Source organism: Catellatospora tritici (assembly GCF_019083965.1).
In the GTDB taxonomy this organism is placed as follows: domain Bacteria; phylum Actinomycetota; class Actinomycetes; order Mycobacteriales; family Micromonosporaceae; genus Catellatospora; species Catellatospora tritici.
Genome location: NZ_JAHRCY010000029.1, coordinates 25,458 through 51,851, shown reverse-complemented (window position 1 = coordinate 51,851; position 26,394 = coordinate 25,458). Strand labels below are relative to the sequence as shown.

24 protein-coding genes and 3 pseudogenes are annotated in these 26,394 nt (G+C 69.0%); 17 read left to right on the top strand and 10 right to left on the bottom strand.

What is annotated here, in order from left to right:
- Nucleotides 1–231: 231 nt before the first annotated feature.
- Nucleotides 232–450, bottom strand: a complete 219-nt coding sequence (locus tag KUA19_RS37595; protein ID WP_217403962.1) for a hypothetical protein — start codon at nt 448–450, stop codon at nt 232–234.
- 162 nt (nt 451–612) lie between these two features.
- Between KUA19_RS37595 and KUA19_RS37590 the strand changes: the two genes are divergently transcribed.
- Together KUA19_RS37590 and KUA19_RS37585 are read left to right on the top strand one after the other, a co-directional pair.
- On the top strand, nt 613–2,100 hold the full coding sequence (locus KUA19_RS37590) for a toll/interleukin-1 receptor domain-containing protein (protein WP_217403960.1): 1,488 nt from the start codon (nt 613–615) through the stop codon (nt 2,098–2,100).
- 326 nt (nt 2,101–2,426) lie between these two features.
- Entirely contained in the window at nt 2,427–3,179 is a 753-nt protein-coding gene (locus tag KUA19_RS37585; RefSeq protein ID WP_308167868.1) for a class I SAM-dependent DNA methyltransferase, read from the top strand.
- Nucleotides 3,180–3,814: 635 nt separating this feature from the next.
- Here the strand turns inward: KUA19_RS37585 and KUA19_RS37580 are convergent.
- Nucleotides 3,815–4,315, bottom strand: coding sequence for a winged helix-turn-helix transcriptional regulator (locus KUA19_RS37580; protein ID WP_254550741.1), 501 nt, complete (start codon nt 4,313–4,315; stop codon nt 3,815–3,817).
- Nucleotides 4,316–4,486: 171 nt separating this feature from the next.
- On the opposite strand from KUA19_RS37580, the gene KUA19_RS37575 reads away from it, so the two are divergent.
- Together KUA19_RS37575 and KUA19_RS43500 are read left to right on the top strand one after the other, a co-directional pair.
- Nucleotides 4,487–5,671 (top strand): thiolase family protein, encoded by a 1,185-nt coding sequence (locus tag KUA19_RS37575; RefSeq protein ID WP_217403958.1) that lies wholly within the window; start codon nt 4,487–4,489, stop codon nt 5,669–5,671.
- 29 nt (nt 5,672–5,700) lie between these two features.
- Complete coding sequence (locus KUA19_RS43500; protein WP_254550740.1) at nt 5,701–6,756, top strand: hypothetical protein; 1,056 nt, start codon at nt 5,701–5,703, stop codon at nt 6,754–6,756.
- A gap of 140 nt (nt 6,757–6,896) precedes the next feature.
- Here the strand turns inward: KUA19_RS43500 and KUA19_RS45155 are convergent.
- Nucleotides 6,897–7,259: pseudogene (locus KUA19_RS45155) on the bottom strand (tautomerase family protein); the annotation flags it as partial.
- A 224-nt stretch (nt 7,260–7,483) separates the two neighbouring features.
- Here KUA19_RS45155 and KUA19_RS37565 point away from each other — a divergent pair.
- On the top strand, nt 7,484–7,687 hold the full coding sequence (locus tag KUA19_RS37565) for a hypothetical protein (RefSeq protein ID WP_217403954.1): 204 nt from the start codon (nt 7,484–7,486) through the stop codon (nt 7,685–7,687).
- Nucleotides 7,688–7,689: 2 nt separating this feature from the next.
- Nucleotides 7,690–8,454, top strand: a complete 765-nt coding sequence (locus KUA19_RS37560; protein WP_217403952.1) for a pirin family protein — start codon at nt 7,690–7,692, stop codon at nt 8,452–8,454.
- A 186-nt stretch (nt 8,455–8,640) separates the two neighbouring features.
- Here KUA19_RS37560 and KUA19_RS43495 read toward each other — a convergent pair.
- From KUA19_RS43495 to KUA19_RS45150, 3 genes and pseudogenes are all read right to left on the bottom strand, one after another.
- Nucleotides 8,641–9,112 (bottom strand): annotated as a pseudogene (locus KUA19_RS43495) (DDE-type integrase/transposase/recombinase); the annotation flags it as partial.
- Between the two features lie 12 nt (nt 9,113–9,124).
- Nucleotides 9,125–9,250 carry a hypothetical protein gene (locus tag KUA19_RS44275; RefSeq protein WP_302563623.1) on the bottom strand — a complete coding sequence of 42 codons (126 nt, stop codon included), beginning with the start codon at nt 9,248–9,250 and terminating at the stop codon, nt 9,125–9,127.
- A 157-nt stretch (nt 9,251–9,407) separates the two neighbouring features.
- A pseudogene (locus KUA19_RS45150) lies at nt 9,408–9,665 on the bottom strand (toll/interleukin-1 receptor domain-containing protein); the annotation flags it as partial.
- A gap of 419 nt (nt 9,666–10,084) precedes the next feature.
- Between KUA19_RS45150 and KUA19_RS37545 the strand changes: the two are divergent.
- Nucleotides 10,085–10,753 carry a hypothetical protein gene (locus KUA19_RS37545; RefSeq protein WP_217403946.1) on the top strand — a complete coding sequence of 223 codons (669 nt, stop codon included), beginning with the start codon at nt 10,085–10,087 and terminating at the stop codon, nt 10,751–10,753.
- An 87-nt stretch (nt 10,754–10,840) separates the two neighbouring features.
- On the opposite strand, the gene KUA19_RS37540 is transcribed toward KUA19_RS37545, so the two are convergent.
- Nucleotides 10,841–11,308 (bottom strand): hypothetical protein, encoded by a 468-nt coding sequence (locus KUA19_RS37540; RefSeq protein WP_217403944.1) that lies wholly within the window; start codon nt 11,306–11,308, stop codon nt 10,841–10,843.
- Nucleotides 11,309–11,485: 177 nt separating this feature from the next.
- On the opposite strand from KUA19_RS37540, the gene KUA19_RS37535 reads away from it, so the two are divergent.
- Nucleotides 11,486–11,704, top strand: coding sequence for a hypothetical protein (locus KUA19_RS37535; protein ID WP_217403942.1), 219 nt, complete (start codon nt 11,486–11,488; stop codon nt 11,702–11,704).
- A 286-nt stretch (nt 11,705–11,990) separates the two neighbouring features.
- On the opposite strand, the gene KUA19_RS37530 is transcribed toward KUA19_RS37535, so the two are convergent.
- Nucleotides 11,991–12,869: a S1 family peptidase gene (locus KUA19_RS37530; RefSeq protein WP_217403940.1), complete on the bottom strand. Its 879-nt coding sequence runs from the start codon at nt 12,867–12,869 to the stop codon at nt 11,991–11,993.
- A 448-nt stretch (nt 12,870–13,317) separates the two neighbouring features.
- Here KUA19_RS37530 and KUA19_RS37525 point away from each other — a divergent pair, with 448 nt between their 5' ends.
- The 5 genes from KUA19_RS37525 to KUA19_RS37505 all read left to right on the top strand — a co-directional run bounded on the left by KUA19_RS37525 (nt 13,318) and on the right by KUA19_RS37505 (nt 18,504).
- Nucleotides 13,318–13,794: a hypothetical protein gene (locus KUA19_RS37525; protein ID WP_217403937.1), complete on the top strand. Its 477-nt coding sequence runs from the start codon at nt 13,318–13,320 to the stop codon at nt 13,792–13,794.
- A gap of 447 nt (nt 13,795–14,241) precedes the next feature.
- Nucleotides 14,242–15,411: a cation:proton antiporter gene (locus KUA19_RS37520; protein WP_217403935.1), complete on the top strand. Its 1,170-nt coding sequence runs from the start codon at nt 14,242–14,244 to the stop codon at nt 15,409–15,411.
- 170 nt (nt 15,412–15,581) lie between these two features.
- Nucleotides 15,582–15,851 (top strand): hypothetical protein, encoded by a 270-nt coding sequence (locus tag KUA19_RS37515; RefSeq protein WP_217403933.1) that lies wholly within the window; start codon nt 15,582–15,584, stop codon nt 15,849–15,851.
- On the top strand, nt 15,839–17,950 hold the full coding sequence (locus KUA19_RS37510; RefSeq protein WP_217403931.1) for an ATP-binding protein: 2,112 nt from the start codon (nt 15,839–15,841) through the stop codon (nt 17,948–17,950). The genes KUA19_RS37515 and KUA19_RS37510 overlap by 13 nt, the downstream gene beginning before the upstream one ends.
- Before the next feature lie 26 nt (nt 17,951–17,976).
- The gene (locus tag KUA19_RS37505; RefSeq protein ID WP_217403929.1) at nt 17,977–18,504 is read left to right on the top strand and encodes a hypothetical protein; all 528 of its coding nucleotides are present in this window, start codon (nt 17,977–17,979) and stop codon (nt 18,502–18,504) included.
- Between the two features lie 56 nt (nt 18,505–18,560).
- On the opposite strand, the gene KUA19_RS37500 is transcribed toward KUA19_RS37505, so the two are convergent.
- Nucleotides 18,561–19,559 (bottom strand): cellulose binding domain-containing protein, encoded by a 999-nt coding sequence (locus KUA19_RS37500; protein WP_217403927.1) that lies wholly within the window; start codon nt 19,557–19,559, stop codon nt 18,561–18,563.
- A 293-nt stretch (nt 19,560–19,852) separates the two neighbouring features.
- On the opposite strand from KUA19_RS37500, the gene KUA19_RS37495 reads away from it, so the two are divergent.
- Entirely contained in the window at nt 19,853–20,251 is a 399-nt protein-coding gene (locus tag KUA19_RS37495; protein ID WP_217403925.1) for a hypothetical protein, read from the top strand.
- 218 nt (nt 20,252–20,469) lie between these two features.
- On the opposite strand, the gene KUA19_RS37490 is transcribed toward KUA19_RS37495, so the two are convergent.
- Entirely contained in the window at nt 20,470–20,802 is a 333-nt protein-coding gene (locus KUA19_RS37490; protein ID WP_217403923.1) for a hypothetical protein, read from the bottom strand.
- A gap of 790 nt (nt 20,803–21,592) precedes the next feature.
- On the opposite strand from KUA19_RS37490, the gene KUA19_RS37485 reads away from it, so the two are divergent.
- The 3 genes from KUA19_RS37485 to KUA19_RS44270 all read left to right on the top strand — a co-directional run bounded on the left by KUA19_RS37485 (nt 21,593) and on the right by KUA19_RS44270 (nt 26,088).
- The gene (locus KUA19_RS37485; RefSeq protein WP_217403921.1) at nt 21,593–21,808 is read left to right on the top strand and encodes a toll/interleukin-1 receptor domain-containing protein; all 216 of its coding nucleotides are present in this window, start codon (nt 21,593–21,595) and stop codon (nt 21,806–21,808) included.
- A 25-nt stretch (nt 21,809–21,833) separates the two neighbouring features.
- Nucleotides 21,834–22,334, top strand: coding sequence for a WD40 repeat domain-containing protein (locus KUA19_RS37480; protein WP_217403919.1), 501 nt, complete (start codon nt 21,834–21,836; stop codon nt 22,332–22,334).
- 361 nt (nt 22,335–22,695) lie between these two features.
- Nucleotides 22,696–26,088, top strand: a complete 3,393-nt coding sequence (locus tag KUA19_RS44270) for a DUF4232 domain-containing protein (RefSeq protein ID WP_217403917.1) — start codon at nt 22,696–22,698, stop codon at nt 26,086–26,088.
- Nucleotides 26,089–26,394: the final 306 nt, after the last annotated feature.

Below are 26,394 nucleotides of genomic sequence, written 5' to 3'. Positions count from 1 at the left end.
GGACCCGGCGGTGTTGCAGCCGTGCCACGATGTCGCAGTGGATCATGCCCTTACCTCTTCGCTTTTAGCATCCGAAGGGCGAGCTTGGGCCCTGAAGGATCTGCTGCTGCGCGTGGAGGGGTGGTCGGCGCTCGGTCCCCGCGGCGGTGGCGCCGCGGATCCATGACCTCGATGGCCTCGTCCACGGGCGCCGCTGGTGGCAGCAGCGCAGCTGGCCTGGCCGGTCGGTCATCAGGCGGCGGAGTACTCGTCGATGAGCCGGACACGATCCTCGAGCCCACGACGTTGGCTGGTCTTCCGTTGCAGCGACTGCGGTGGCACGCGGAGCTCCCACTCCCGCCACCCGACCCACTCCAGGCGTGAGGCGGCGACCAGGCCGAAGTCCGTGGGCGTCGGCTCGTCGGCGGTGGGACCGACACCGCCGACCCACTCCACTCGGGCGCCCCCCATGACTCGGCTGTCGATACATGAGAGCACCTGGGTATGACGGTTCAAGAAGTTGGCGAGAGTCGCGGTGGCCGCGGGCTCGTCGGGTGGTCCTGCATCGTCGGTAGGCCTTGATCAATCGACGTAAGTCACCGCCGGGAGCGGTGGTTCGATAGGGTCTGCGGCATGCCGAGGCATGTCTTCATCAGCTACAGCCGCAGCGATCGTGCCTATGTGGACGAGCTGGCCGCGCACCTGAAGGGTGCCGGCGCGCAGGTCTGGTACGACCACGGTCTGGTGGCGGGGGACAGGTTCGCCGCAGTGATCCAGGAGATGATCGAGCAGGCGTCCGCGTTCGTCGTGGTGCTCAGCCCGGCCTCGGTGCAGTCGAGGTGGGTCGACCTGGAACTCAGCTACGCCCACAAGCAAGGGCTGCCCATCCATCCGCTGATGCTGGCCGAGGTCGAGCTGCCGTTCGTCATCCACAACCGGCACGTAGAGAGTGTGGTGGGCGGCCGCCTGCCCGGCGACGGGCTGCTGGCGGCACTCGGGCTGGCCGGGCCGGCGCTGGAGCCCGCCGAGCGGAAGCCGGTCGCGCCCCGCCGGCCGATACCGGCAGCACCTTCCGCCACACCGCCCACACCCCGCCGAAGCCGGCGGATGCTCGGGGAAGAACAGCTGTTCCGGGTCCTGGACGCCGGTGGGTACAGCGGGTGGCAGGGGAGAGCAGCCTTCTCGCCGGACGGCAGCCGCCTCGCGGTCAATTGCGACCGGCGGGTCCTCGTCTGGGACGTGACGACAGGAACGCTCGAGACGAAGACACCGAGCCAAGACGTCGAGATCAGGAAATTCGCCTTTTCGCCGGACGGATCGCTACTCGTCACCACTGGTGACAGCGGCACGGTCAGGCTTTGGGACCTGCCGTCCGGGGTGCTGCGTCGGACGTTTCGGAGCGAGGCGCGGACCTCTTTCGCCGATGCCGCGTTCTCTCCCGGCGGGCGTTTGGCCATCGTCGATGGCAGCAACGTCCTGCGGATCCACGACATCGCGTCAGGCGAGGACCGCCTGCTCAAGCATTCTCACTACATGGCGGAACTCCTGTTCGTCACGGACCGGTGGCTGCTCACGTCCGCGTGGACCCCGAGCATCCCGGTCTGGGACGTCGAGGCCGGAAGCATCGCCTACAGCTATGCCGTCGCCGGTAGTTATGCCGCCCAGGGCCTGCGGATGTCGCCGGACGCGCGCCTGCTCGCAGGCGTCCTTCCCAAGAGGTCCCCTCAGCTGTGGGACTTGCGCAGCGGACAAACCAGGTTCGAGCTCTCCGAGCACGCCCGATCCGTCAAGGAGGTGGCCCTGTCGCCCGACGGGAGCCGACTCGTCGGCAGGGACGGCACCGGCACGCTGCGGGTCTGGGACACCGCCGATGGGCAGTACCTGTACGCCTACGCTGGGCACGGGGACGAGGTGTCGTCCCTGATGTTCTCCCCCGATGGGCGGCAGCTCGCCACCGCAAGCGAGGACCACACCGTGCGGGTGTGGGACACCGACAGCCGCCAGACCGTGCACATCTTCGGAGACCGGGAGAGCCTGGTGAGCCGCGCGGTGTTCTCTCCGGATGGGCAGATGCTCGCCACGCCGTACCACGACGGCTCGGTGCGGCTTTGGCACGTGTGACTGGCTGGTCGGTCCAGTGTGAACCCGTCGCCCGGGTCACCGCCATGGTGCCGAACATGCCTGGCAGACCTGCTCGACCGGACCCGGATCGAAAGCCGGCCGTCGGGGGGTCAGTTGCGTTGCGTGTTGGCACGATCGGGGCACCCTCGAGCGGTGACGTCCCCGCGCCATGGACGTTCGTGGCTGCCTGCGAGTTCGACGTTTGCCGGGTTCCGGTTCTCTCCGGCAGCAGGTCGACCTGCAAACGGGCGGAGCGTATTGCCGGGCGGCTGCCGAGCGTGCGAAATTTGCGAGCGCCACACTCGCCGTCGGGATACCGTCCGTCGGTGACTGATCAACTGCATGATGAAGACGGCTTCTTCGGCGAGGCCGTGGCGGCCCGATATGACGACCCGGCCTCGGCGATGTTCCAGCCGGAGAGCGTGAATGCCGCTGTGGATCTTCTAGTGGAGCTCGCCGGCAACGGACGGGCGTTGGAACTGGGCGTCGGCACGGGACGAATCGCGCTGCCTCTGTCCGAGCGTGGAGTTGCGGTGCATGGCATAGACCTGTCCCGGGCGATGGTGGCCCAGATGCGCGCCAAGCCCGGAGGTGACGCGATCGGCGTAACGATCGGCGACTTCGCCACGACGAGGGTTGACGGCACGTTCTCCGTCGCTTACCTCGTCTTCAATACGATCATGAACCTGACGACGCAGGAGGCCCAGGTCGCCTGCTTCCGTACCGCCGCCGCCCACCTCGAACCGGGAGGGTGCTTCGTCATCGAGGTGATGGTGCCCGAGTTGCGCAGCCTCCCGGCTGGTCAGAACGTCGTCCCGTTCCACGCGAGCCCGACCAAGTGGGCCTTCTCGGTCTACGACATCGCCACCCAGGCGATGAGCTCGAACTACGTCGAGGTCGTCAACGGCCGCGGGGCGTATAGGTCGGTCCCGTTCCGGTATGTGTGGCCGGCGGAGCTCGACCTGATGGCCCAGCTGGCCGGGTTGCGCCTGCGCGAGCGGTGGGACGGCTGGACGAGAGCGCCCTTCACCGGCGAAAGTGTCCAGCACGTATCGGTCTGGGAGAAGCCCGCCGCCTGAGAACGTCATTCAGTGAACATCGATAGATCCGTTCACATCGACTAGATCAATCTGTGATGTGTCGGTAATGGACGCAACGGCTGTCCGCGGCTAGATCGCCTGGTCTGTGAGAACCAGACGATCTTCGCGGGCAGGCCGTGGCGGACAAAGGCCATTGACGGGCCTGACCGGCGATCAAGTCGACCAGCTCGTACTCGACGTCTATGCTCACGCCGGGCTGGACCCGCCTCGCCGCTGCGCCGTCGGCCCCTACCGCGCGGCGCTGGTCGTCCTACTCTATCTTTCCCACAACCTGGCCTCTATCTTCCCCACAATCTGGCCCAGGCTCTACCGGCAGAACTGTGCGACTGCTCCCAGCCGGCCGTATCCCGCCTGATCACCCGGCTCATACCGGTCATCACCGAGGTGCTCACCCTCAAGGCCGAGCAGGTCGCCGCCCGCGAGCTGTGCTCCACCGTGCGTGTGGACGGGTTCGTCGCTCCGACCGGTGAACGTCGCAAGGACGCCTACACCTCCGGCATGTACTCGGGCAAGCGACACTGGTGCGGATTCAACATCCAGGTCATCGGCTCCTGCCACGGCAGGCTTGTGCTCACCGGCAGGCCGCAGCCACGTTCTGCTCGGGATTCGAGCTTTCAGCGGCGCGCGCCGTCCGGGTCGGTGGGACTGAGCGCGATCTCGTCACCGGGCACGACGTGCCCTCGCGCACAGTGGGCTTGCACGGTCACCGGCGCGTCGCACCCTTCGTGATGTGCCTGCAGAGCGGGGCCGCGTTCGCCGGTGAGATGGCGGTCGCCCCACTGCATGAGTGCCAGCAGGACGGGGGCCAGGTCGGCTCCGGCGGGGGTGAGCACGTACTCGTGGCGGGTGCGGGCGCCGGGCGCGCGGTAGGGGCGTCGCTCGAGCAGGCCGGCGTTGACCAGTTCACGTAGACGCCCGGCGGCGACCTTCTCGGTGATGCCGACGCGGCTGACGAAGTCGTCGAACCGGGTGGTTCCGTAGTGCGCCTCACGCATGATCAGCATGCCTGACCGGGTCCCGACCACGCCGAGGCTGAGGTCGATGGAGCAGCGGTCGGCCAGCCAGTTGTCGCGGTCGGCGAGCCTGCCGGTCAGGGACATCGTGCCGGGAACCATCCCTGTGACGGTACGCGGCTGACTTGCGTCGACGCCAGCCAGGAGTTGCCTACGCCACTCTGGCTAGGTAAAAGGGAAGTTAGCTCCTACGGTTCTGGCTGTACCCAATGCAAGTCAGGTGGTCGATGGGCCACCGCCAGCTTGATCGCCCGCAGGGCCGGAGGGAGCACCATGCACGACGCGGTCATCGTCGAAGTAGCCCGCACGCCGATCGGCAGAGGCAAGCCCGGCGGCGCCCTGGCCGCCGTGCACCCGGTCGACCTGCTCGCCCACACGCTGCGGTCGCTGCTCGACCGCACCGGCGTCGACCCGGCTCTCGTCGACGACGTCATCGGCGGCTGCGTCGACCAGGTCGCCGAGCAGGCCATGAACATCACCCGGCACGCCTGGCTCGCCGCCGGACTGCCCGAGTCGGTGCCCGCCACCACCGTCGACCGGCAGTGCGGCTCCTCGCAGCAGGCCGTGCACTTCGCCGCCCAGGCGGTCATGAGCGGTGCGTACGACGTCGTCATCGCCTGCGGCGTCGAGTCCATGAGTCGTGTGCCGATGTGGTCCAACGTGCCGCCGGGTACCGACCCGTTCGGGCCGACTCTGGCCGAGCGTTACGATGGCGGCCTGGTGCCGCAGGGCATCAGCGCCGAGCTCATCGCCGCGCAGTGGTCGCTCGACCGCGCCCGGATGGACGAGTACGCCGCCCGCTCCCACCAGCGCGCTGCGGCCGCGCACGCCGCCGGCCTGTTCGCCGCCGAACTGGTCCCCGTCCCGACCCCCGAGGGCCTGGCCACCGTCGACGAGTCGGTCCGCCCGTCCACCACCACGCAGGTGCTGGCCGGGCTGCGCACCGCCTTCACTGACCCGGCGTACGCCGCCCGCTTCCCGCAGATCGACTGGTCGGTCACCGCGGGCAACAGCAGCCCCATCAACGACGGCGCCTCCGCGGTGCTGATCACCTCCAGCCGTACCGCCGCACGTCTCGGTCTGCGACCCAAGGCGCGCCTGCACAGCTTCGCGGTCACCGGCTCCGACCCGGTGCTCATGCTCACCGGCGTCATCCCGGCCACCCGCAAGGTCCTGCAACGCGCCGGGCTCAGCCTCGACGACATCGACCTCTTCGAGGTCAACGAGGCCTTCGCCGCGGTCGTGCTGGCCTGGCTGGCCGAGACCGGCGCCGACCCGGCCAAGGTCAACGTCAACGGCGGCGCCATCGCACTGGGCCACCCGCTCGGCGCCAGCGGCACCCGGCTGATGGCGACCCTGATCAACGCCATGCAGCAGCGCGGCGCCCGCTACGGGTTGCAGACCATGTGCGAGGCCGGCGGCCTGGCCAACGCCACCATCCTCGAAGCCATCGGCTGATCCCCGCACCCATTCCGACGGAGGTAACCATGCAGACCACCGCCATCGAGACCGCCCATCCACCGGATCAGTCGGTCGGCGCATCCGCGCGCCCCGGGCGGCACGCCGCCCGCGCGGCCGTCCCAGTCCGCCCCTGGCTGCAGCCCGTCCTCATCGGTCTGGTACTGGTGGCCGCCTTCATCACCTGCTATGTCGGCATCCAGCGCAACCCCCAGCCGCACCGCATCCCGGTGGCGGTGGTCGGTGCCGGACTGGCCCTCGACGTCGACGCCGCGCTCGGCGAGAGCGTCGAGGTCCACCGTGTGGCCGACGTCGCCGCCGCGAAGGCCGCCTTGGGCGAACGCGATGTCGTCGCGGCCCTCACCGGCAGCGGCAGCAAACTCACCCTGCGCACCGCGGGGGCCAACGGCCGGTCCACCACCACAGCCGTCCAGCGGCTCGTCACCGCCTACGCCCAGGGCGCCGACCGACCCCTGACCGTGACCGACGACGTCCCCCTCACCCGATACGACACCAACGGCCTGGCCGGCTTCTACGTCGCCTTCGGCGTGAGCCTGGCAGGCTTCGTCCTGGCCCAGAACGCCCTTGGCCTGTCCCGGCTGCTGCCGCTGCGACACCGGTTCACGCTGCTGGCAGGCTTCGCGGCGGCCGCGGGCACCGTCGCCGCCGTACTGGCCGGACCGGTGCTCGGCGCCGTGCCCGCACCGCTGCTACCGCTGGCGGCCACCCTGAGCCTGCTCGCCGCCGCAGCCGCGTTCACCACCAAGCTGCTCGGCACCTACTTCGGCCCGGTCGGCATACCTGCCGCGACATTGCTGCTGCTCACCGTCGGCAACGCGACCAGCGGGGCGACCGTCGGCGCCGACATGCTGCCGGCCGCCGGCCGTGCTGTGTCCGCGCTGCTGCCGCCAGGCGCGGCCGTGCGGGCCATTACCGACCTGAGCTACTTCCACGGTTCCCGGGTCGGCCTGCCGCTGATCACCCTTGCAGCCTGGGTGATCGGAGCCGCGCTGCTGCTGATGGCACGGCAGCGCCGCAGCCGAACCGCCGCAGCGGCGGCACCGGCGGTCCCGGCGCCCGCCTGACGGCCGGGCCCGCCCAGCTGATTTCGCTGCGCCGACGCCGAACCAAAGCCGAGAAAGGGCATCACCCTCGCCGCCGGCCTCAATAGGGGAGGTCGAGTTGCTCTCAGCCCAGAGCTTCTCGGTGTCGGACCCTGCGGGGGCGGCACGATCCCGTTGATCATCCAGAGGTCCTCGCTGGTCTCGTCGACGTGGAACTCCCAGTGCAGCCCTGCCTTCCGCTCGAGATGGGGCTGCAGTATGCCCTTGACCCACTGGGCGGTCCGACGCCGGCTCTCTCGGTCGGGGTTGTGGCGGGCGATGTGGTCGATGACGACACGGGCCCCGACCGGGGTGGGCTCCCCACCGACGTAGAAATCCTCGGCTCGTGCCTCATGGAAGAGCGTGATCACGTAGAACCGCGGCAGCCCGATCTGTTCGTGGTGGTCGGTGATGCGGGCGGCGAGTCGGTGCTTCTCCTCGTCGGTGAAGATTCCGGGCGTGTGATGAATGTTCCAGAGCGGCATGGTGGGTTCGGTGCTCCTGAAGTGACGGGATTCAACCGGCGAACGAGAAGGTCAGGCGCTCCAGCAAGGGCCGGGGAGTGTGGCCTTGGCTCCGGCAATCACCCAAGCGATGTCGGGACGATCTCGTTGACGATTCGCTTACGATATGACTGATTTGTTCGCTATATGGCGGTGTGGAGTGGCACCGACATCCGGGAGGCACTGTGACCGACTTACGCTTTCGGATGATCATGGCCCTTGGCGCCATCGACCTCGGCAATCCGCTCGCCGAGCAGGTGGCCTCGGTGTGCGCCGAGATCTCCGAGCAGTACTGCGCCGAGCTGCACCTCGCCAGCGAGGTGGCGCAGCTGGCCGTCGACCCTGACCCGCGGGCCGGCTCCTGCCGGATCGGGGCGCTGCAACCAGACACGGCCGGGAGTACGCGATGAACATGACCCTCACACCCTCCCTGGACGTACGCAGGGCGGCCGAACGGTTCTGGACGCGGCTGGGCTGGCTGGACTCCCGGCACAGCTTCTCCTTCTCCCGGCACTACGATCCGCAGAACACCCACCACGGGCTGCTGCTGGTAAGCAACGACGACAAGGTGAACGCGGGCACCGGCTTCGAGACGCACCCGCATGAGGACATGGAGATCGTGACCTGGGTGCTGGCGGGTTCGTTGGTGCATCAGGACTCCACCGGCCACTCCGGCGTCATCTACCCGGGTCTGGCCCAGCGGATGAGTGCGGGCACCGGCATCCTGCACTCGGAGAAGAACGACTCCTGGCGCCTGGACCACAGCGCGCCGCACAAGGAACCGGTGCACTTCATCCAGATGTGGGTGGTGCCCGACGAGCCGGGGGCTGCCCCTGGCTACGAGCAGCGAGAGCTCTCCGACCAGCACTTACGCGCAGGCCTGGTACCGGTGGCCTCGGGCATGGACAAACACCGCGACGACGCGGCCATTCGCATTCGCAATCGCCACGCCGCCCTGCTCGCCGCACGACTTGGCCCGGGCCAGGCGCTCCAATGTCCGTCCGCCCCGTTCGTCCACCTGTTCGTCGCCCGCGGCACCGTGGAACTCGAAGGCAGCGGGCAGCTCCAGGCCGGCGACGCCGTACGGATGACCGCCACCGGCGGCCAGCGGATCACCGGCATCGAGGATGCCGAGATCCTGATCTGGGAGATGCACGCCGCGCTGCGACTGAATTGACGCCTGTCGTGGGCCTGTGTGCCGAGACCTGCCTCGGGTGGCAGCTGTGGCGCTCCGGGCACTGAGTCGGGGCCTTGCGGGGTGGGCGCGTACACGGCAGTGGAATCGGCTGGCCGCAGGCCCCCTGGAATCCGCCGTTGCGTTATCGGATCGCCGGGCACGGTGGAGCTTGGGGACGGTCTCGGGTCAGAGCGCCTGGGCGAGTTCGGAGAACCCTGCGGCGACTCGGCGGTGGCCGGGACGTCGCTGGCGAGTTCGTACTGTCCCCGGCGTAGGTTCTTCATGAAGGCGTGCCCGGCGATGATCACTTGCGCTGCCCTGCCGGTCCGTAGCACGCGCATCGGTCTCAATCGATGTTTGAGCCGGCTGTGATCGGCCTCGATCGAGTTGTTCGTGTACTGCTCTAGGTGATGCCACGCCTGCGGGACAAGTTCATCCAGCACGGCCGGGTAGACCGCGGCAGCGTCGGTGACCACCTCGGTCGAAGCCCGAAACAGCGACAGCGCCCGGCGGAAGAACCGGCGGGCCGCGGCGGCGTCACGACGCGCGGACACGAGCACGCGATGACCTGCCCGTGCTGGTCAACGGCCCGGTACACATACCGCCACACCCCGCCGATCTTGACGTAGGTCTCGTCGACGAACCAGGCATGACCGGGGTGCAGCAGACGTCACGAGGTGGCGGCACCCGCGACGAGCCGGACGATACGCATGCCGACCCCGGCCAACACGACCGGTAGCCGGCGGATGGCGTCGCGGTCCTTGTCCATCTCGCCGGGCGGCAGCACGCACGCCATCCTTGATGCCTGGATGCTCACTCAGCGCCAGCAGTTCCGCCCGGAACTTCTGTACCGACGTCGGTGACGGGGGGCTGCCCGGCTGGGACGGCGTGGACGCGGCCCGCGCCCGCAGATGCTCGACGAACCGCGCTGACGGCATCCGGCCCGATGACACGTCTTCCACCTGCACCCGGTGAAAGAGAGTTCCGAGGTCGCATGGCTCCAGTAACAGCGGCATCACCGGAATCGCACGTTGCTTGGCATACTCGACCTCGCGTTTGACCCATGCTGAGCCCACCGAGATCGGCGTGAGAACCGGGACGACGGCAGAGCTTCCGTCGCGCGCGGCCTCGATGGCGTCGATGAAGTCCTCTCCTGCCTCGATCGTGTGGTCCCACCAGGAGTTGTTCTCGAGGTAGGTCGCCGACTGCACGCGGCATCACACCCGACCGAGTAGCCAACATGGATAAAAGGTGCACGCTGTCGCCACCTGAAAGTGAGCCAGAGCCGTTCGTACGACAGTCCCGGCGCAGCTGAGGACCTGGGAATTGAGGGGGTCTGATTCGAAGAAGGGCTCAGGTCAGCGGGTTGGGGGCGGCCTGGAAGCCGAGCTGGTGGAATTGGCCTAGGAGGCGTCTGGCCTGGCGGTTCCGGGCTGACGCAAGTCAGGAAGCGGTCGGCGCCGAGACGGTAGTCGACCGAGTGGTGATCATGTGTCATGTCGCGAAGCGGATGCTGTGCCTGTGCCTGTGCCGGATGAATGCTCGCCGACGCGGGCAAGGTCTCCAACCTGGCCCGACGGTCGGAAGCTCCTGTCGGACGGCGCCGGTATGCTCCCGGCGGAGGTGAGCCATGTCGATCCGTGTCGTGCTCGAACGAGGTCCGAAGGGGCGGAAGTTCGCGGCGTTCGCGGTCGACTGGCCGGGCTGGAGCCGGGGCGCGACCACCGCCGAGGCGGCGCTGGCGACACTCGCGGCGTACCGCGAACGCTACCGCCCCATCGCCGTGCGGGCGGGTCTTGGGCACACGTTCGCCGACAGCGGACCGCTCGAGGTCGTCGAAGACCGGGTCGGCCCGGGGTCGACCGATTTCTGGGGTATCTCGTTCGCGCCCAGTTCCCTTGAGCCGGACCCGATGGACGCGTCCGAGTTCGCGCGCAAGATCGAGCTGCTGCAGGCGTGCTGGGCGTACTTCGACGAGGTCGCGGCAGGGGTCTCGGCGCAGATGCGCAAGGGTCCGCGCGGCGGCGGGCGCGACCGCGACCGGATCATCAGCCACACGATCCGCGTCGAGAGCGAGGACTTCGCGAAGAAGGTCGGGCTGGTGATCCCGGAGCACAGTGCCCTCGGCCCCGCCTTGGCGCCCTACCGGACCCGATACCTGGCGGCGATGGCCGCCTACCAGCGTGGCGAGATCAAGGGAGCGATGCGGTCGTGGACGCTGGCCTACCTCGTACGCCATTCGGCTTTTCACACGATGGACCACGCGTGGGAGATGGAGGACAAGGACCTGTCCGGTTAGGCCGTCATTGAGCTCAGAGGCAGCTCACACACGGCGCCCGAGGCCCCGCTGGTTCTGTGGCACTGCCCGGTTCAACCCTGTGGAAGATCAGGAGCCGAGCGACAGCGGACGGCCCGTCTCCACGCACCTGTCGACGACCGCGACGAGATCCTGAAGCGTCAGCGCCTGGTCACGTTTCATCTCGTCGTCAGCCTCGCCCACGAACAATCCCTGGGACCAACGCGCGCTTATCTCCCGCAACCGGGGTTGCAGGCCTGCACAGTCTTGGACGGCGAGCACCCCGCCGCCCCGGAAGCACTCAACGTCGAACAGCGGCCGAAGCGGCGTCTGCGCCTTCGCCCACGACCTGGCGCCGCCGAACCGCACCATACCGGCCAGGTCTATCGCCTCCTCGGCCGCCAGAAGCCGATGGAAGGCATGAACATGCGCCCAGCCGTAACCCGCTTCCAGGACGTCGCCCACCGGATCGGCTTCGGCTGCCCTCGACACACGGTAGATGAATCCCACTTCGTCCTTTCCTATCAGATGCACTCCAGCATCGCGGGCGATGCGCACCTCTGCCGATCCGATGAGTGTACGAGCCGGGTCAGGTGCCCGCGGCGCGCCGACCACGAGACCGACTCAACCCCACCAACCTCGTTGAGCTGCCGATCTGCTGGGAGTTTGAGCTGTGAACCTCGTACCGATAGCGATACCGGTGCGGTAGGCGGAAGAGCCGCAGGCTGCATCGGCGTGGACATCAACGCCGACCACCTGGCCGCGTGGCGCCTGGACGTCCACGGCAACCCGGTGGGTCAGCCGCGCCGGTTCGCCTACCACCTGACCGGCAACGCGGCCCACCGCGACGCGCAGGTCCGCCACGCCCTCACCCGGCTGCTGCACTGGGCCACAGCGTGCGGCGTGAACGCCATCGCGGTGGGACCACCCGACACGACGCGGCAAGCATCGTGATCGGCAGACGCGCCCAGGGACACCGGGCCCGGCGACGGACGCCACCGCCCCCACGTGACCGGAGCGATCGCGTAGGGCATCGGAGCGCCCAGGCCGGACCAGGCGACCCTGGGCGTCAGGAACCCCGCCGCATTCCCGGACCGCGCACACGATGCCCGTCGCCGGACTGCGGAACGAAAGCAGGGAACCAGTGTGCCCAACACGGTTCGGGGCACGCGGCTGTGCATGCGCAACTCATGCACAGTCAATAGGTACGGTGTCTGGCCGTCGCCGGCGTGTCCGGCGGCTAGATGATGGTGACGCCGTAGGCGTTGGCCGCTTCGCGAACCGGCTGGAAGAACGTGGTGCCGCCGCTGCTGCAGTCACCGCTGCCGCCGGAGGTGAGTCCGAGAGCCTTGCTGCCGTCGTACAGCGGGCCGCCCGAGTCACCGCCCTCGGCGCACACGGTGGTCTGGATGAGGCCGCTGACCTTCCCGCCGGGGTGGCCGCTGTAGCGGACCGACACGTTGAGCGCGGTCACGGTCCCGGTGTGGGTGCCGGTGGTCGAGCCCTTGCGCGTAACCGACTCGCCGACGAAGGGGTCCGCGACGGTGAACCCGCCCGGGTGGCTCAGCGAGGTGTTGTCATAGCGGACGAGCGCGTAGTCGTTGCCGGGGAAGCTGTAGCCGACGGTCGGGCCGATCAGCGTGGTGTGGCCGGAGTTGGTGTACCACGTGCTGACGAGGCTGCCGCAGTGCCCGGCGGTGAGGAAGTAGTAGGTGCTGCCGCTGACCACGTTGAAGCCGAGTGAGCAGCGGTACTGCCCACCGTAGATGGCGTCACCGGCCGACAGCAATGGGCTGAACACACCCCGGGAGCGGTCGATGCGCAGCGCGCCGGCGTTGGCGCCCGCCGCACGCCTGAGCGTCGCGAGGTCGGCGTTGGAGACGGTGCTGTCGGCGGTGACGACGATGCGACCGGATGCGGCGTCGGTGTACCAGGCGATGCCGTCGACACCGGAGGTGTCCACGGCGCTGGTCACCGCGGCGAGTGCGGCGGTGTTGTACTGCGGGGAGGCCACGGCGGCGACCGTGGGTGAGGCGAACAGGCCGAGGGTGACCGTGCCGGCGATGACCGCCAGGACCCGGCCGACGCGGCGGTGCCTGAGGTTGGGGGTGATCCGCACTGACTTCTCCTTAAGAGTCAACGGGACCGGGACTGCGCGGCCGCGGCCTCCTCCAGGGTCCGGAGGCTGCCGCGGAGACGCTCCCGAGGGTTGGACCAAGGTTCATCCATTGGTGACCATCGACGCCAGGAGTCGAGCGGAAGATTTACCCAAAAGATACAATATGGATTATTCGGGACATGGCGGAGCGCGTCCGGGGGTGCCGGGCCGCCACCTCGATTAGCGAATCGACGTGCCACGATGTCACGCGGCGCGCCATTCGTGAGGTCATGCTGGTCGTCCAGCCCGGCGCGCGGTCCGGCCGCATCGGCTCCGCCGCGCAGTGGTGACACATCGACCTCTAGCGGCATGCATCGATGTGTGGTAGGAATTTTCCACCGTTGCGCAGCGGATGGCCAAAAACTCCACCACCCGAGGAGCACCCCCGATGTTCCGCTTCGTCCCCCGAATGGTCACAGTGACAGCGGCCGCGGCGATCGCCTGCGTGCTCGCCTTCGCCAGCCCCGCGCACGCCGCCACCTTCCTCACCCACGCCCAGGCCGCCGCACAGCTCAGCGCGGCCGGGATCACCTGGTCGTCCAGCGGCGGCTGCTCCAACCGCAACAACTCCACCTGCACCTCGTTCGAGCAGATCCGCCAGACCACCATCAGCGGCGTTATCACCCTGAAGAACGCCAGCGGCTGCGCCATCAACATCACCGCCGGCACCGAGACCGGCCACGCCAGCGGCACCTACAGCCACTGGAACGGCTACAAGGTCGACATCAGCAAGTACAGCTGCATCGGCAGCTACATCACCAACAACTTCACCTACGTCGGCTACATCTCCGGCTGGGGCTACCAGTACAAGTCCGGCGCCGGGAACCTCTACACCGACGAGGGCAACCACTGGGACATCCTCTACTACAACTGCGGCGGATGCTGACCGCGAGAAACGTCGCTGCTGCCCCGTGTCGCGCTGCGACACGGGGCAGCCCTGCGCGGTACGAGCCCGCTGGACAGGTCGCACCTGCGGGCCATCGCCGCAAAGCCGACGCAGCGACGAGGGCGTCACCGACGAGGCGAGCGGCGGAATCCGGTCGGCTCAGGCGCTGGCGGACCGGGCAAGGCGACGGGTGCCCCCATTGCGGCCACAGCAACCGCGGGCATCCGGTCGGCCCGACCGGGCCGGCGGACACGCGCAACGTCGTGCCGTTGCCGCGACGTGACGCCGGCTGAGTGGTGAAGGCGGCACCCGCTGCGGGGACTGCGGCCGCGGGCTTCACTCTTGCGCGACGGTCAGGGTGCTGGGGACGGTTCACTACCCTGGTGTTGTCGCGTACAGGAGATGTTCAACGGGTAGGGCCGACGTGTCGGCGGGATGGTGGGACTGATGCGTCGCCTTGCGCTGCTCACGGCGTTCGTGCTGGCCGGGCTGGGCGCGGCGCTGCTGTTCGACGTCGACGCCGCGTCACTGCCGCACTCGGACGCCTACCACTGGATGGCCTACCTGCTGCTGGCCATCGGTCTGTACGGTGCCACCTACGGCATCGACCTGGGCCAGGCCCGACACGACAAGAAGATCATCGTGTCGGCGGTGACCGTCGGTGTCGTCGCCAAAGCCCTGATCATCGGCGGCGTCCTCGCCCTGGCCTGGCGCGACCCGCTGTTTCTGCTGCTGGGCGTGGCGGTCGCGCAGATCGACCCGCTGTCGGTGGCCGCGCTGATGGGCGACGGCCGGATGAGCCCCCGGGCGCGCACCATACTGGCGGCGTGGTCGTCGTTCGACGACCCGATCACGGTCATCCTCACCGTGTACGCCGCCGCGGTCGCCGCGGCGTTCGGGCTCGGGACGGCGTCGGCGGCTGCCGACGGATCATGGCTGGCGGACTACGCGGTGGACCTGGTCGGCAACGTCGGCCTCGCCGCCGCGGCGTGGCTGGTGTGGCGTCACCTGCGGCCGCCGTTGTGGCTGCGGTATCTGCTGCTGGTCGGGTGCGCGGTCGCGGCGATGTTCACCGGCTGGATGCTGGCGATGGCGCTGATCGGACTGTTCGCCCGCCCGCCGGCACTGCAGCGGCTGATGCCCCGCATCACCGAGGCGGCCATGTACGCCGCCGCGGTGGCATTGGGTGTGCTGCTTGTCGGCGGCATCGACCTGCCGGCCGGCATCGCGCTCGGCGCGGTGGCGTTCGCCGCACAGGCCCTCGTCGCGTGGCCGCTGACCCGGGGTATGCCCCGCGCCGACCGCTGGCACCTGGCCGCCGCGCAGCAGCACGGCATCACCGCCATCATCCTGGCGCTGACGCTGGAGATCCAGTTCACTGGCGTCGTCGCGGTGATCGCACCGACCATCCTCACCGCCAATGTGCTGCACATGGCCGTCAACCACCTCCTCGACCGCCGCCTGACCCACGCGACGCCCGCCCGCGCGAGCGGCGACGCCGTCGTTGCGGTGGCGGTGGCGGACCCCGTCGCCGCGCAGCCGGCATCCATACCGACCCAACCGGCCACGCCCGACCAGCCCGACCCTGCGGACCGACCGCTGCCAGGCGCGCAGTAACCGCAGGTCAGGAACTGCGCTCCGGATGACTGCGGGGCAGATGCGGCACCCAGCCTGCGACACCGGCGCTATCAGATCGACCGCCTAAATTCGTCAATTCGGGCGAAGATTGATTTTCGTCTTCAATGTGTACACACCTGGCCGACAGATGCTAACAAGTTATGAGTCGGATGAACGGCATCGCTGATCGGCTTGCGTGGGAGGCTGCCATGCCAACGTACGGCACGCAGACGTACGTCCTGAAACACGTGATTCCCGCATCCTTCAAGAGCCCGAGCGCCGACGGCTCGGTCGAGGAGGGGATCCGGGCACACCTCCACGACGGCAATCGCGCGTTCTTCAGAGAGAAGTACCAGGAGGCGCTGTCGCACTACCTCGCCGCCTGGGGGCTGCTCCGTGCCTGGTCTCGGTCGTCTTCCCGGAGATCGTGGGCAGGCTGAGGCCCGAGTTGCTGCTGGACGTCGATCTCGTGCCGCACCTGGTCGAGAGCAGCGTCCAGCTTCATCGGCTGCGCCACTCGCTGGGTCCGGGGGCGGACATCATGCCCGCGATCGACCCGCCGTGGGAGCTGGCCGAGCTGACCGACCGCTACGGCGGTGAGGCGGACAGGGCGCTGCGCGCGCACCGGCTCGGCAGGGCGTTCCTGCGGCAGGGCGAGGTGGAGCTGGCCCGCCGTCATGCCGACGAGACACTGTCGGCGGCCACCGAAGAGCAGCGGCCCGACGGCTTCTTGCTGCTCGGCGCCGTCGCGCTGGCCCAGGGCGACGGTGACGGCGCGCGTGCGCACTTCTCCCAGGCGATTGACGCCTACGACAGCGCGGGCAATCTCGATGCCCGCGCGGCGACCGAACACAACCTTGGGGTCGTTAGCAGTCTCGCCGGCGACGCGGAGGGGGCGGCGGTACGCTTCGCCGCGGCGGCCACCCGGCTTCCGCCAGTGCTCGACTGGTCCGTCACGCAGGTGCTGAATCCAGGCAGTTCCTCGGTCACCCGCCCGATCGGCGCGGCCGGGCTGCCGCTGCTGATGAAGGCCGGAGCCGAGTGGAGCCACCTGCCGACCGCCGCCGGGGCGCCGCGCCAGCTGCTCACGCTCACCACCGGAGACGGCGCGCTGGTGATCGACCTGGCCGCAGGGGCCGCTGAACTCGAAAGTACCGTGCTCAAGCCGCGCGTCACCGAAACCGTCGCCGAGCGCCTGATCATCGACCTGGCCGACCGCGATCTGTTCACGGCCACACTGGCGCACGTCCGCGGCTTCGCCCTGCCCATGGCGCTCGGCGACACCTACCACGCGCTGGGCCGGTACGACCTCGCGGACCGCTATTTCCGCGCCGCCGCAAGCTACCGCTATCTCAACCAGGCGATCGAGCTGCCGGTCGTGTGGGCCAGGCTCGCGCGTACCTACGTGGCAGAGGGCGACCGGCACTACCGGCAGCAGGACACCACCGCCGCGACGGCAGCGTACGAGCGCGTCGTCAGGGTCGTGGACGGCGGCTTCGAGCTGGTCGGCCCGCTCTACGAGGGGGCGTTCGAGCCGCTGGCCGAGGAGACGCTCGAGCTGCTCAAGGCGCCCGACCCGCTGACCTTCGACGCCGTCGACTACGCACGCCGCATCGTGGTGCTGCAGGCGCTGTCCAGCCTCCAACAGATCGCCAACAGCATCAACTATCTCGGCATCCCGGACGACGTCATCCCCATCCACCCCTGGCGCTATCTGCAGAACCAGGCGCGCTACTTCGCCGGTCAGGCGATCCAGGCCGAACGGGCGTACCTCACCTTCAAGGGCACCGCGGAGAAGGAGGCGTTCACCCGCCTCGCGCTCGAACAGGCCGTTGCAGCCCAGAAGTCGGCGGTGAAGGTCGAGCAGAAGAAGCTCGAGGTCGCCGAGGAACAGGAGCGAGTCGCCCGCGCCAGCCGGAAGCTCGCCGAGGACCGCATCCAGCGTGCGAACGAGAGCTGGGAGGACTACGCGGCGGTGGCCGAGCAGACCGCCTTCTACGACGAGATGAGCGCCTTCTACGCCGCCCCCGAGGGCGGGGTGCACGTCGATCCCGACCACGCCCAGAAGCTCGGCATTCAGCTCACGCACGTCCACGAGCGCTACACCGGCCTGTTTGGCAGCTCCGACTTCTACTACGTCAAGGACGTCGCCAAGAGCGACCTGTTCCGCACCATGAATCGCAGCCGCAGCAAGCTCACCCGTGAGCTGGAGCTGCGCAACCTGGACCGGAAGATCAGCGATCTCGGTGGCGAGCTGGAGGTCGCCAAAGGTCAGGTCTCGTCGGCGGTGAAGGGAAAGCAGGCGGCACAGGCGCAGCTCAAGCTCGCCGAGCTGCACGCGCGGCAGGCAGGTGCCCAGCTCGCCGCCTTCCAGGACCAGGAGCTCACGCCCGAGCTGTGGGACCGGCTCGCCGAGGCGCAGCGCGAGATCAGCCAGCGCTACCTGAACTGGGCCATCGGCGCGGCGTTCCTGATGGAGCGCGCCTATGAGTTCGAGTACGACACGACCGCCAACCGCATCTGTACCAGGCCGTACTAAACCGCAATCTGGACATGCTCGTCGGCATGGGCGCCGGGATCGCCGGCGGCATCGCCGGATACTGGATCGCCGGCTACGCCATGATGAAGCCGTTCTACGCCAACCCGAACCGCGACCCCCAGGCACGGGCACTGGCCCGCGCGGCGGGGATCAAACTGGGCGTGAACGTCGACCGGGTCCAGTTCGAGGTGGAGAACAGACCCGATCTGGCGCGCTACGGCTCGCACCCCTGGGGTGAGCACAAGATTGTCATCAACCGGGCGCACGTCGGCAACGACTACCTGAAGTTCCGGCACACCGTCGCGCACGAGCTCCACCACGAACTCGCTGACGTGGGCCTGACCCCGCAGGTGCACATGAAGCTCTACAGCCGCTATCCCCACGGCGACCAGATCAGCAATCCCTTCGAGCGCGAGGCGCAGAACTTCGCCAGCTTGCGCTTCGACGGCATGCCGACCGACACGCAGGGATTTTCCTACATCGGCATGCCGTCCGTGACCGCGCAGGCGGACCCCGACCACTACGAGAGCCGGGGACCCGAGCCGTACGCCTAGGAAGCGAGGTGGCGATTGACCAGCATCGCCACCTCTGCGCCCCGCGCCGCGCCGGATCAGGCCGTGACGCAAGGGATGGTGCCGTTGAGCGCGAACCGGCTCGGCGGGGGTGATCCGGCCGGTGCCGTCGCGCTGAACCCGAACGTGGCGGCTCCGCCCGGGTTGATGGTGGCCACGTAGAACGCGGGAGTCGCGGTCGCCTGGTCGCCCGCGCGGGTCACGGTCGCGTTGAAGGCGCCGCCGAGCACGTCCGCGGTCGGCAGCGTGAACGTGACCGTCCAGTTCTGCAACACTGTCGACGCGGTCATGTTCTCCACGGTCACGGTCACGGTGAACTGCGTGCCGTAGGTGATGATCGAGTTCCGGCAGGTCGGGGTGGGCTGGATTGCCCGGGTGGTGAACGTGACCGGGTCCGAGCGCACCGACCGGTTGCCGTTGGGGTCGAAGGCGACCACCACCACCGTGTAGGTCGTGCTCGGTGTCAGGTTGTTGAGGTAGACGGTGCCGACGCTGTTCGTGGCCCAGTCTGTCCACACGCCGTTGACCTGGCGCTGCACCCAGTAGCCGGCCACCCGGTTGTTGTCGGTGGAGCCGTTCGTGTTGATCGTGGCGGCGACCGTGCTCACCGAGTACGCGAACGGTGTGGCCGGTTTGGTGGGCGGAATCGAGTCGGGCAGCGGTGCCGTGGTCACGACGTTGTAGCCCGACGGGCTGCTCGTGGTGTAGCCCGAGTTGGCCTGGGCGTTGGCGATGACCCGGTACTCGTACACCTTGTCGGGGGTGAGCCCGCTGTGGGTGAACGACGTGGTCGTACTGTGGGCCAGGTCGTACCAGGGGACCAGCGGGCCGTCGATGACCTGGATGGTGTAGTCCTTCACCGGACCGGCCACCGCGGCCCAGGTGATCGTGATGCTTGTCTGGGTGACCTGGGTCGCGACCGGCATGCCAGGTGTGGGCAGCGGCGTGGCCGCGGTGGCCGGGCTGGCGGCGACCGTGGCGGCGACCACGACGGCCATGGCCAAGCCGAGCAGGCGAGGGAGGCTGTGGGAGTTCATGACGGGATCGTGCATGATCGGGCCCGCGAACCCCGCTGTGATTGGACACCGTTGGACGCCCGCGTGGACGGTGACGATGTCCGACGTCTTCGCATCGGTGAAGGTGAGTGAGGCCAGCGGGGACTGACCCGCCGCTGACCGGCTTCAGGTCCTCGAACGATCTGTGGACGACTCGTGGCGGGGCACCACGACGTACACCCTCCACGGCCGTCCACCTTGGCCGTCCACCTTTGCGGTCACGCCCTGGTCGCCGGTGTGGGGTTGGGCGTATCCGTACTGGTAGCGTCCCGGATGTGGGATACTCCTTCACTTTCGACAAGCCGCACGACGGGGTGGCCGTGGACTGTGCGTTCAACGGTTACCAGATGAATTTCGTCCGCCTGATCATGATCGAGGCGGGTGCGATCGCCGGCGACGGGTTCACGGCGGCGATTCACAACCCCGGGCTGGAGACCTGCGCTGACACCGTGCCGGCGATGAATTTCCTGTCCAATGACGGCTGGCACATCACCGCCCACGAGGCCGCATTCATCGCCTCCCGACTGCGCCAAGCGGTGGAGCTGCGAGTTGTCCCCGACCTGCTGAGCTTCTTCGACGACCGCCCCGGCGCCGCCGACGTACGGGACTGGGTGGAGGAGTTCGCGGCGTTCAACGAGCGCGCTGCTCGACGAGACGGGTACTACGTCTGTTGAGCCACGGCACGCCGCGCCATGCGATCTGGCTGGAACTCCCTTTGCCGCTGGGCAAACGGGATCGAGTGACGGCGTTTGGTTCCGTCTCGACGCGCTGACCGGTGCCGTGCCGCCCCGGATTTGGGTGGACCCTGCAGGAAGCGGTCATCTGACTGATCAACTTGATGGTTGCCTCACGTGACCGCCAACGCCGCATACATTGCTGCCCTCCCGCTGCGTCAGCGCCGGGGGAGCGGTGTCGTTCGGTCTTCGGGAGACGAGATGCGGGCAAGCATGCGCGGGGGTAATACGACAGAGGCGACCAACAGGAATCCGTAGGCGAGCCGCCACGCTGCGACCTGGGAATACTGTCTCACCACAAACGGGATGGTCGCATCCTCTACTAGAGCGTTCCGTACGGCGACCGTCACCGACACCACGCCGATCAAGGTAATGTCGCGTGCTTCTATTTCCGACAGTAAGCCGGTCATCACGGCGGCAGCGTCGATGATACCGATTGCTGCCGCACCCGCGAATATCAACACGATGACTCTGATGAGCCGCATGGACATTCGGAGCACTCTTATCCGTAGCAGTGCAAACGCCGGTCAGGGTGGCAGCATAGCTATCGACAATGACAAAACCCAGAGAGGTCGTCTCCCGGAGAACTGCCCCGAGCGTAGCGCCGAGCGTGAGCGCAAAGGCCAGTACGACGGCAGGTGGCCAACTCTCGAAAAGGTACATGCCTACCGCGAGAATCAGAACCGCACACACGAGCACCTCGGTCGCGATCGTCGAACTGGTCAGGTAGCCGAGAACTCCACCAGTCCCCGAAATGACGAGCAGTCCAGCGGCTTTGTCCAGGATCCCGTTCACCGTCAGGACGCCAACCCCGGACGGCGGTTCCCGACGCTGTGCGGGAGCCGCCGTCTGCGCAGCCAACAGTGTGAACGCACCGCCGATCAAGGCAGACAAGAGGGTAGCGAGAAAACCGACCGCCTCAGGCTTCACAGCGAAAGCATGGAGACGGGGCGAACCGTTGTCCATAGGGCGCCAGTGCTCTCACCGCGTTGCTCAGGCGACGCTCGCCGATGCGGCGGCGGCTGAACTCACCAGGCGACGGATCGCGTAGCGCAGGACCTGCTTCGTTCGTGTGGCGCAGCGCCGCAGAGACCACATTGGTCCGCGCGTTCGTCCACGCCGCCGGGCTGGCTGACCTGCGTTGTAGGGGTGGACCTGCCGACCCGGGCCCCGATTCCGCCATCGGATCTTGGCCAGCCGGACGAGCGTGGCAGGGTCGCCGTCGTCCGGTGGCTTTCCGTGTGATGTCGGTGTATCGACACTGACCGGTAGGTTGCTCGGGTGGGCGGTCCCGTGTTCATCAGCTACAGCCACGCCTCCGATGGCGGCTACGTGGAGCGGCTCGCCGCCTACCTGGAGGCGGCCGGGGTGGCGGTCTGGTTCGACCGGGAGATCGTCAGCGGCGACCGATGGGGCGACGTGATCGAGGCGCGTATCGAGTCCTGCACCGTGTACGTGGTAGTCATGACGCCGGCCGCCAAGGCGTCGCCCTGGTGAGCCGGGAGATCATTCGGCAGAGGAGTTGGGTAAGCCGATCCTGCCGCTGCTGCTGGACGGCACGGTGTTCTTCCGGCTCGGTGACGTCCAGTACGAAGACGTCACCGGCGGCCGTATGCCGTCGGCCGCGTACATCCAGCGGCTCTCCGCATCCGCATCCCCGGTTGGGTCCCAGCCTGAACGAACGTCGGCACCGCCACGACGGCCGCTCGGCACGCTTCTTGCCACCCTCACCGGCCACGCGGGCACGGTGATGTCGGTGGCGTTCAGCCCGGACAGCCGCACCCTCGTCACCGCCGCCGGCGACAAGACGGCCCAGCTGTGGCACGTGACCGACCCCGACCACCCGACACACACCGCCACCCTCACCGGTGTCCGGCTGTGGAACGTGACGGACCGCGACCGCCCGACACTTACCGCCACCCTCACCGATGGCCTCTCTACGATGTCGGAGGTGGCATTCAGCCCGGACGGCCGCACGCTCGCCACCGCCGGCGACAGAACGGTCCGGCTGTGGCAGGTGTAGTCCGTCGCAGATGCGGTGTCAGCGGTGACAATCGGCCCATGAGCCGCTGTTTGCGCTGATCAGCACGCAGAGTCGATCGTCTGATCGGCTTTCTTGCTCGCGTGGGTGTGTGCGCTCCCGCTGCCAGTGAACCTGTCCGGTGGACGCGCTCGGCCGAACCGGTGGCTTCGGCGGCGATCAGGCGGCCCGGGGCGACTGATCGGAGCGCCTGCCAACGATGAACGGCGGCGGCTGGAAGCTGGTCAAAGCCAGTGCTAGGTCCATTGTGGAACAGTCTGCCGTCATGGCCGGTGGTGGCATGGAAATCGCGCTGGAACCATCTGCCGGGATCGACGCCACGTCGCCTGACCGCGGAGGAACCGTGCCCGACACCACGCCACCCGAGCAGCCCGCCTCCGGGCCGCGACCCGGGCGGGTCACCGCCGCCGACGTCCGCGCGAAGATCGCGACGATGGGCGAACGCTGGCAGTACCACGCGTTCATCTCGTACTCCCGCACGCCCGACCAGCGCCTGGCCCGAGCCCTGCGCCGCGCCCTGCGGTCGGTGGGCAGCCGCTGGTGGGAGCGGGGCAGGCTGAGGGTGTTCCTCGATGCCGAGAATCTTGCGACCGGCTCGGACCTGCTGGGCCGCCTGCAACACGCCCTCGACGGGTCCGCGCACATGATCCTGCTGGCCAACCGCGCCTCGGCCGGTCGGCCCTATGTGCAGCAGGAGGCGGCCCACTACCGCGCCACCAGGCCCGACGAGGACGTCATCCTCGTGCACACCGGTGACACGCTGGCCTGGTCGGCCGGGGCCGGCGACTTCGACCCGGCCACCGACGCGCTGCCGCCGGTGCTGCATGGCGCGTACCGGCGCGAACCCGTCTGGGCGACGCTCACCCCGGCGGTGCTGCGGCCGCTGCGCCGGCGGGCCGCGATCCGGCGGGCCGCCGCGGCATTGGCCGCCGACATCCTCGAGGTCGACCCGGAACAGCTGGGCCACGTGGAGGTCCGCCGGCACCGCTGGCGTCTGGCCACCGTCAGCGGCGGGTTCGTCGTGGCGCTGGTCGCCGGCCTGATCGGCGGCAACGCCTACCTCGACAACCTCCAGGAACAGGCCATCGCCGCGTCGTCGTTGCTCAGCACCGCCGCGCATGCTGCCCGTGCCGACGGTGACCACACCGCCGCCGCCCAGTTCGACGCCGCCGCGTGGCTGCGCCACACCAACGACAGCGCCAAGACCGACCTGCTCAACGACCAGAACACCCCGCTGCAGACCCTCATCCCCGCCGCCGGCGGCGCGTTCAGCCCCGACGGGCAGCTGCTGGTCGCCACCGGCACGACCCAGCCCGCCCGGATATGGAACGCCACCGGCACCGTGCCCGCCGCCGACCTACCCCGCCCCGTCGACCTGCCCCGGTTCGTGCCGGGCACCCGGATCCTGCTGGCCCGCGACCGCGAACATCCCGCCACGGTTCTGCGCTGGGACCTGGCCGACCCGGCCAAACCCGCGGCACTGGCGCCCATCGACACCGGCTTCGCCAAAATCACCGCCCTGATCACCGACCCGGCCGGCAAGCGGCTCGCCGTCGGCGCCGACAGCGGCCACGTCCGGCTCTGGGACCTGCCCGCAGCCACCGCTGCCGGGCCCGGCTTCGCCGGCACCGGCGAGGCGGGGGAGGTCACCGCGCTCGCGTTCAGCACCGACGGCACCCGCCTTGCCGTCGGCAGCACCCAGGGCTCGATCGACCTGTGGCGCCTGAACGGCGCCGAACCCGAACACCTCGACCGGCCGGTGCCGCCGACCGGCTCCACCCAGTTCCGGATCACGTTCGGGCCCGACGCCGACAGCGCCGTCATCCTCGACGACAACAGCAACGCCTTCCGCTGGGTGCTGCGCGACGACCCCGACCGCATCCAGTACACCGGTTCCCATCACCTCGCCCTCGGCGGCGCCTACACCGCCGCCCTCAGCCCCGACGGGTCGACCCTGGCCGCCATGGCCAACGACGGCACGCTGCAGCTGTGGAACATGGCCTTCCCCACCGACCCGCTGCCACTGACGCAGCCCCTCAAGCCCGTCCCGCCCCGCTTCCAGGAAGCGGCCTCGTTCCCAGACCGGACGTCGCTCACCTTCAGCCCCGACGGGCGTAGCCTGCTCGCCGACCTGGGCACCCAGCCGGCGATCCTGTGGCACCTGCCCACCACGTACTTCCCGGCCGCGGGCCTGATCTCGACCGTGAAGGGCTCCGCCACCGCCGACGCACTGCTCGCCGTCGACGACGGCACCGTCACCGGCCTGTACACCCTCACGGACCCGCCCCGGCTCACCACCCTCACCAGCGAATCCCAGGCCGGCACCGCCGTGGCCGCCAGCGCCGACGGCCGCGTCATCGCCGCCGGATACGACGACGCCACCCCCGCGGTACGCATCCACTACGGTGACGGGCACACCACGACCGCCACCATCGCCCTGCCCGGCGGCGAGCTGGTCGAAGTCACCGCGCTGGCCCTCAACCGCGACGGCACCACCCTGGCCGTAGCCACCGGCGCCAACCCGCCCGCGCTCTACCTCATCGACCTGCGCGACCCGGCGGCGAAGCCGAAACCTGTCAAGTTCCCCGTCAGGACCAGCTCGGACATCACCGCTCTGGCGTTCACCGCCGACGGCCGGCGCCTGGCCGTCAGCGGCAGCGACCTGCAGATCCGCGACCTGCAAGGCGGCACGGTCACGCTCACCGGCGGCGGCGCGGCCGACACGCTCGCCTTCACCCTCGACGGCACCGGACTGGCCGCAGGCATCGGCGGGCTCACCGTGTCCCTATGGAACGTCGACATCCCCGCACCCCTGGCCACCCTGCCCGAAGCACCCCAGGTCAACGGGCCGCCGAAGGCGCCGATCGCGTTCAGCCCCGACGGGCGCACGCTGGCCGCCGGGGCCACCGACGGCATGGTCCGCCTCTGGGACGTCACCGACCGCGCCCACCCCGCCCTCATCGGCAACCCGCTGCTGAGCAGCGTCACCACCCAGGACCGCTACATCACCTCACGCCGCTACGTCGTCGGTGTGCAGACCGTCGGCTGGTCCGCCGACGGCGCCATGCTCGCCGCCGTCAACGTCGACGGCACCGTACGCCTGTGGCACACCGACCCGCGGCGCATCATCGACCGGATCTGCACCGCGACCGGCGCGAACCTCACCGAGGCGACCTGGCGCAAGTACGCCCCGACGCTGGACTACGAGCCCCCGTGCGACCGGCCCGCCGGTGCCGCCCCGATCGAGGTCAAGGTGCCGGAAGCCTCCGGGGCACCCGCCTCGGCGGCTGCGACACCCGGCGGGCCCGCCGCGGCCTGCAAGGCCGCCGACCTCGACTTCGCGTATGGGAAGAAGACCGAGTCGCAGTTCGGCGGCCAGTTCACCGTCGCCCTGGAGATCACCAACAAGTCGGGTGCGGCGTGCGGGCTGTTCGGGGCGCCCAACGTGACGCTCACCGGTCCGCCGCACGACCTGTTCGGGCCTACGTACATCATGCGGGGCGAGCCCCGGCCCGCCGACGGGATCGTGCTGGCCGCGGGCGCGAAGGCGCACGTCGACCTCACCTACCTGCTCGACGGGCCCGAAACGTCCTGGCAGCCGGACAAGGTCAACATCACCCTGTCCGGCGGGGGCGGCACACTGTCGCTGCCCTGGCCGGCGAACACGCCGGTCGTACGGCAGGACGCGGCCAGCATGCCGGGCACGTTCGTGGGTACCTATCTGCTGAGCCCGTAGGACCGGCACCTCACCGGGCGGTGCTGCCAGGTGTGTCGCGGAGATCGCCGCTGTCGCGCCCGGCGGCACCGCCACGCGTCGCCGCCCGCGGTCATGACGATGGCCGGCCTGCTCAGGCGAGGAGGGCGGCGAGCTGGTCGCGCAGGGCCCGGCGAAGCAGCTGGACAGCCTGTTCGACGCGTGGCTGCACGGCAAGACGAAGCCGAAACTCCGAGGTCGAAGGTGTAGCCGAATTACTCTCCCAGGTTCAGCAGTTCACCGACGGTGGCGGTGGGGTGGCGGTGGCGGTGGCGGCGTCGAGCCCGG

Bases quoted from the DNA above. Each gene is read 5' to 3' on its own strand.
- KUA19_RS37500 (WP_217403927.1), bottom strand. From the start codon at position 19,559: ATGAACTCCCACAGCCTCCCTCGCCTGCTCGGCTTGGCCATGGCCGTC.
- KUA19_RS37505 (WP_217403929.1), top strand. From the start codon at position 17,977: ATGGGCGCCGGGATCGCCGGCGGCATCGCCGGATACTGGATCGCCGGC.
- KUA19_RS37545 (WP_217403946.1), top strand. From the start codon at position 10,085: ATGTCGATCCGTGTCGTGCTCGAACGAGGTCCGAAGGGGCGGAAGTTC.
- KUA19_RS37590 (WP_217403960.1), top strand. From the start codon at position 613: ATGCCGAGGCATGTCTTCATCAGCTACAGCCGCAGCGATCGTGCCTAT.
- KUA19_RS44275 (WP_302563623.1), bottom strand. From the start codon at position 9,250: ATGGCGTGCGTGCTGCCGCCCGGCGAGATGGACAAGGACCGCGACGCC.
- KUA19_RS37525 (WP_217403937.1), top strand. From the start codon at position 13,318: ATGGTCACAGTGACAGCGGCCGCGGCGATCGCCTGCGTGCTCGCCTTC.
- KUA19_RS37520 (WP_217403935.1), top strand. From the start codon at position 14,242: ATGCGTCGCCTTGCGCTGCTCACGGCGTTCGTGCTGGCCGGGCTGGGC.
- KUA19_RS37565 (WP_217403954.1), top strand. From the start codon at position 7,484: ATGATCATGGCCCTTGGCGCCATCGACCTCGGCAATCCGCTCGCCGAG.
- KUA19_RS37595 (WP_217403962.1), bottom strand. From the start codon at position 450: ATGGGGGGCGCCCGAGTGGAGTGGGTCGGCGGTGTCGGTCCCACCGCC.
- KUA19_RS37490 (WP_217403923.1), bottom strand. From the start codon at position 20,802: ATGTCCATGCGGCTCATCAGAGTCATCGTGTTGATATTCGCGGGTGCG.
- KUA19_RS37515 (WP_217403933.1), top strand. From the start codon at position 15,582: ATGAACGGCATCGCTGATCGGCTTGCGTGGGAGGCTGCCATGCCAACG.
- KUA19_RS43500 (WP_254550740.1), top strand. From the start codon at position 5,701: ATGCAGACCACCGCCATCGAGACCGCCCATCCACCGGATCAGTCGGTC.
- KUA19_RS37580 (WP_254550741.1), bottom strand. From the start codon at position 4,315: ATGGTTCCCGGCACGATGTCCCTGACCGGCAGGCTCGCCGACCGCGAC.
- KUA19_RS37560 (WP_217403952.1), top strand. From the start codon at position 7,690: ATGACCCTCACACCCTCCCTGGACGTACGCAGGGCGGCCGAACGGTTC.
- KUA19_RS37575 (WP_217403958.1), top strand. From the start codon at position 4,487: ATGCACGACGCGGTCATCGTCGAAGTAGCCCGCACGCCGATCGGCAGA.